We start from the raw sequence: 4,221 nt of genomic DNA, 5'->3' as shown, positions 1-4,221 counted from the left end.
CAGTTAGAGACAGCAATGAAATATATTGCCAGAAAACAAAAGAAACTGATTTCTGAAATCGAATTGACATGGGAAAATATGCAGCTTGGCGCTGTTCAAGGTGTTGTCCTTGATGCTGATGGCTCCGTGATTGTCGATTGGTACAAAGAATGGGAAATCACACCACCAAAGCCCATTGACTTTAAACTAAATACAGAAACAACCAATGTTGCTGACAATGTTGACCAAGTCATTATGAGGATGATTGAGGCTTCAAAAGGAGCATTTTCTGATCGTTCACGCATTATTGGGCTTTGTGGAAATGAATTCTTTTCCAAGTTGAAAAACCATAAAACAATTCGTGAGACCTATTTAAACACAGCCTTAGCACAGACACTCAATAGCGCCGGAGGTGTTGCAACACCAAGCGCTCTTGGCTCGGGGAGCTTTGGCAGTTTTGACTTTGCTGGTGTCACTTTCATTAATTACCGGAGTATTCACAACTATAATGTGGGTGCGAAGGCTGGAACAAAGCGCGCCATAGGCATTAAGCCTGATGAATGTCAATTCTTCCCTGTTGATGCGCCTGGTGTCTTCCAAAAAACCTTTGCTCCTGGTGAAAGCTTGGATTTTGCCAACACCGTTGGAAAACCTCTCTACACCATGCTGATCATTGATCACGACCGTAATGCATGGGTAAAACCGGAGGTCTACAGCTATCCGCTTTACATTTGCACACGCCCAGAAATGCTGTTTAAAGCAGTGATTGGAGCGAAATAATATGCGATGGCACGGGCTGCTAAACAAAATGGTTAAAGATGTACGCAACACTTTTGGGCAGCCCATCATCTACACGCGAAAGGACAACCAGCAATCTTTTCGTATCACAGCGATTTACGGCATTAAGCATTCAGAATCGGACGCCGGTGGCAGAATCCCCACCACAATTGCAAGAAAGGAACTTGATCTTTGCATCAATGACATTGGAGGATTACCACCAAAACCTGAAGATAATGTTGTAATCATTTCCCCTGAAAACAGCAAAGCTCCCTCTTCTCAAGAGCACTTCGTGATCACAGATGTCCAAGCCTCTGAATCCGGTATGTATAAGCTTATCTTGCGGGAGATAAAACAATGAGGCATCTTTATTTGGTGTGTTTAAAAATCAATAAGGCTGCCCAAGAGCCCTAACCACTGCAGCAAATTGGGGAGTAGCGGTGAATTTGTAGTTCCATGGTATACCAGAGCGGCGATTAACCCGACATCCCTCATATGTGATGTCTACTGATGCAATTCGCGTCCAAGTAGTTCGTTCATTCTTTTCAGAGCTTTCAAACACAATAGCTTGATCGGTTACCAAAAGACGCCCACGTGCTACAACTACCATTTGTTCTATTTTATTTACTCTACGTTTACCAACAAAATTAGCATATTCTTGAACTCCCAACAGTTTTTCATTAGGTGCTAGACGATAATCATATTCACTTGCATCAAGTTCTTGAAACATTTCACATGCTTCGGAAAAATTAAAGGGAGGGATATCTGGTTGTAACATCGCAACTTGTTGTTCAAAATGTTTTTTGCGTCTGTATAGACAATAATTATATAAAGCGGAACCAGCAGAAAAAGTGAGGATTATTAACAACCCCCATCCCCAAAAGCCTAATCCATCATCTTTGTCTGGTTTGTTAACTTGAGTGGGGGTAATTTGCTTATCAGTATCCTCAGCTGGTACCTGAGTCACGCTTTCGTTTTGAGTAGCAACATCTATTGACGAAGTCGAGGAGGAGGCAACAATTTCATTATTGTGTGTAATTTGATTTGGTTTGTCTTTGTGTACAGAAGCACCTACTATCGCAGAGCCGATAAATAATAAAGCTCCAATACCAAGAGTTTTCAGTCCGTTTTTCCGCCATTTCTTTATACATACTAAAACGAGTCCGACAATCATCATTGGCAATGATAACAAGCACACGATCATTGCAATTGTATCAAGGGTATCCAGCATTACCTCCCCCTCCGCTATAAATAAAAAAGTAAAGCGGAAATTTAAAGTGAGTCGACAAATAAAGTAAAGACATACTTAATATAATTTAGAAAAATGTAATATTACTTATTGACATTGTGACAGGAGTATGAATAATCGAATCAGGTGCCTCAAAAACACCTTAAATACCAAGCGGGCGAGCTACCGAGATAGTTTATTTTCCGCACATTAAAGGCTTTGACTCATTGTGTGTTACACGCATATAATGATATTGTCGGGTGTGGTTACGCTATACAATACCCTTGCGGGAAAAGCGTAACGACGGACTTGGTACCGTGTTTTTGAGCACCCGGCACTTTTTAAAGAGTGTCAATCAAAAACGTCTATTACCAAGGAGTTCTCATGAACACACTTATAGAAATATCAAAACAGGTCATTGATCAAGAGACTGTTCAAACTGTGAATGCACGTGAGTTACATGCATTTTTGGAAATTACATCAAAGTTTGCAGACTGGATTAAAAATCGCATTAAAGAATGTAAATTTCTGGAAAATATAAACTTTATAACGCTTTCTAAAAATTTAGAAAACGGTGGAAAGGTAAAAGAATACCACATTACATTAGACATGGCTAAACATCTTTCAATGATAGAGCGTAATGATAAAGGGCATGAAGCGCGTCAATACTTTATCAAATGTGAACGACTTTTGAAACAAGTAGCAACACCACAAGTTGATTACTCCAAACCGGAAGCATTGCTTGGTGTTTTAAATCACTTACAAAGTCAAATAGAGCAAAAAGATCATGTTATTGCAGAATTAGCACCAAAAGCAAAAGCTTTGGAAGGTTTAAAGCGTTCTGATGGTTTGTTTGGTCTTATTGAAGCAGCAAAGATGTTAGAGGTACGACCAAAGGACTTAACGGATTACTTGCGTAAACATGATTGGGTTTATCGACGGGCTCCAGGGGCGCCTCTGTTACCTTATCAGGACAAGATCAAGAAAGGATTCATGGATTGCCCTGCTATTACCATTCAAAGACCGGATGGTACAGAAAAGGTGCTCCCTTCAACGAAAATCACATCTAGAGGATTGGCATGTTTGAGAGAACAAATCTTTGGGGGTGTGCAATGAATAGCAGTGTCGATTTTTTGTGCGATTTATGGATGGCATTGTTTAAGCTTTCTAATCATCGAGGCATTGGAGATAAGGACTGCAATGCTATAGTTGAGGTAATGGAATCGGTCGTAGATGCTCTGGTTTTAAAGCTTCAAGATGACGTGCCCAATATTACAAAAATCTTGGCAATTTTGACAGATTTTGGAGCTTCAGAACTTCCACATCGTATGGATTCTTTGTTGCGAACTTATGAACCAGATTTAGAGAGCCCCATTAAAAAGGTTGCTTAATTAAAAACACAACTCCCCTCCCTATCGTTAAAGGTAGGGAGTGGTTAAACCCTACATTCAAATTTATTGATTTTGGCAAATTCGTCTGCTTTTTCAGTTTGTAATATACTAACGTCATAAGCAGCTTGCATGTTAAGCCAAAATTCAGCAGTAGTATCAAAAAAATAGGCTAATCTGAGAGCTGTATCGGGAGTCACTGGACTATTTTCAGCAACAATACGTTCTATTCTCGTGCGTGGAACATTTAATGCTTTTGCAAGAGCATAAGCAGAGAGAGCATATTCTTTTAAATATTCCTCTCGTAAAATTTCTCCGGGATGAATAGCAATATAATTTTTCATCTCGACCTCCTACAGATCAATGATAATCTACGATTTCAACTTCATAGGCGCCATTAGAGCGCCATTCAAAACAAATACGAAACTGGTCATTAATACGGATAGAATATTGACCTTTACGCTCTCCTTTCAATGCTTCTAGACGATTTCCCGGAGGACTGCGCAAATCTTTGAGATCAACTGCTTTATCGAGCATAAACAATTTTCTTTGGGCTATACGCACTAGAGTGGTGGGAAAGCCTCTGGGCGGATTGCCTTCTAAAAGATCTTTACACCGCTTATCCGCAAAAGATTCAATCACCAAATCACCTTTATTCGTTCTTTTACGTATCATAACACGATACCAATATAAAGAAAAGGATAAATGTTAAATAACAGGAACACTCATGCATCCGAGAGAAACGATAAGGGAAAGCTTTGTTGCGTTGATTAAAGCAGCAAAGACGGCAGCTGGTGACAATGTTTTCAATATGCGTGATTTCAACTTTTCCCCTGAGAACACGCCTGC

7 protein-coding genes are annotated in these 4,221 nt (G+C 39.8%); 4 read left to right on the top strand and 3 right to left on the bottom strand.

Annotation, left to right across the window (positions count from 1 at the left end; genetic code table 11):
- Together ACFIKR_RS08805 and ACFIKR_RS08800 are read left to right on the top strand one after the other, a co-directional pair.
- Positions 1 to 759: major capsid protein (locus ACFIKR_RS08805; protein ID WP_375659585.1), on the top strand; the 759-nt coding region annotated here is incomplete at its 5' end.
- A 1-nt stretch (position 760) separates the two neighbouring features.
- The gene (locus tag ACFIKR_RS08800; protein ID WP_375659584.1) at positions 761 to 1,117 is read left to right on the top strand and encodes a hypothetical protein; all 357 of its coding nucleotides are present in this window, start codon (positions 761 to 763) and stop codon (positions 1,115 to 1,117) included.
- A gap of 27 nt (positions 1,118 to 1,144) precedes the next feature.
- Here ACFIKR_RS08800 and ACFIKR_RS08795 read toward each other — a convergent pair whose 3' ends face one another.
- Entirely contained in the window at positions 1,145 to 1,987 is an 843-nt protein-coding gene (locus tag ACFIKR_RS08795; protein WP_375659583.1) for a hypothetical protein, read from the bottom strand.
- A gap of 381 nt (positions 1,988 to 2,368) precedes the next feature.
- On the opposite strand from ACFIKR_RS08795, the gene ACFIKR_RS08790 reads away from it, so the two are divergent.
- Both ACFIKR_RS08790 and ACFIKR_RS08785 read left to right on the top strand, forming a co-directional pair.
- On the top strand, positions 2,369 to 3,100 hold the full coding sequence (locus tag ACFIKR_RS08790; protein ID WP_375659582.1) for an antA/AntB antirepressor family protein: 732 nt from the start codon (positions 2,369 to 2,371) through the stop codon (positions 3,098 to 3,100).
- On the top strand, positions 3,097 to 3,375 hold the full coding sequence (locus ACFIKR_RS08785; RefSeq protein ID WP_375659581.1) for a hypothetical protein: 279 nt from the start codon (positions 3,097 to 3,099) through the stop codon (positions 3,373 to 3,375). Before ACFIKR_RS08790 ends, ACFIKR_RS08785 begins: the two co-directional genes overlap by 4 nt.
- A gap of 44 nt (positions 3,376 to 3,419) precedes the next feature.
- Here ACFIKR_RS08785 and ACFIKR_RS08780 read toward each other — a convergent pair whose 3' ends face one another.
- A complete protein-coding gene (locus tag ACFIKR_RS08780) occupies positions 3,420 to 3,716 on the bottom strand; it encodes a HigA family addiction module antitoxin (RefSeq protein WP_004861504.1) in 297 nt (98 codons plus the stop codon).
- 16 nt (positions 3,717 to 3,732) lie between these two features.
- Positions 3,733 to 4,047 (bottom strand): type II toxin-antitoxin system RelE/ParE family toxin, encoded by a 315-nt coding sequence (locus ACFIKR_RS08775; protein ID WP_273790985.1) that lies wholly within the window; start codon positions 4,045 to 4,047, stop codon positions 3,733 to 3,735.
- Positions 4,048 to 4,221 lie beyond the last annotated feature (174 nt).

Origin of the sequence: Bartonella sp. MR30HLJHH, assembly GCF_042194195.1 — a bacterium.
Taxonomy (GTDB): domain Bacteria; phylum Pseudomonadota; class Alphaproteobacteria; order Rhizobiales; family Rhizobiaceae; genus Bartonella; species Bartonella grahamii.
The sequence above is the reverse complement of the archived record's forward strand: the minus strand, read 5'-3'. Positions and strand labels throughout refer to the sequence as shown.

Bases quoted from the DNA above. Each gene is read 5' to 3' on its own strand.
- ACFIKR_RS08780 (WP_004861504.1), bottom strand. From the start codon at position 3,716: ATGAAAAATTATATTGCTATTCATCCCGGAGAAATTTTACGAGAGGAA.
- ACFIKR_RS08795 (WP_375659583.1), bottom strand. From the start codon at position 1,987: ATGCTGGATACCCTTGATACAATTGCAATGATCGTGTGCTTGTTATCA.
- ACFIKR_RS08775 (WP_273790985.1), bottom strand. From the start codon at position 4,047: ATGATACGTAAAAGAACGAATAAAGGTGATTTGGTGATTGAATCTTTT.
- ACFIKR_RS08790 (WP_375659582.1), top strand. From the start codon at position 2,369: ATGAACACACTTATAGAAATATCAAAACAGGTCATTGATCAAGAGACT.
- ACFIKR_RS08785 (WP_375659581.1), top strand. From the start codon at position 3,097: ATGAATAGCAGTGTCGATTTTTTGTGCGATTTATGGATGGCATTGTTT.
- ACFIKR_RS08800 (WP_375659584.1), top strand. From the start codon at position 761: ATGCGATGGCACGGGCTGCTAAACAAAATGGTTAAAGATGTACGCAAC.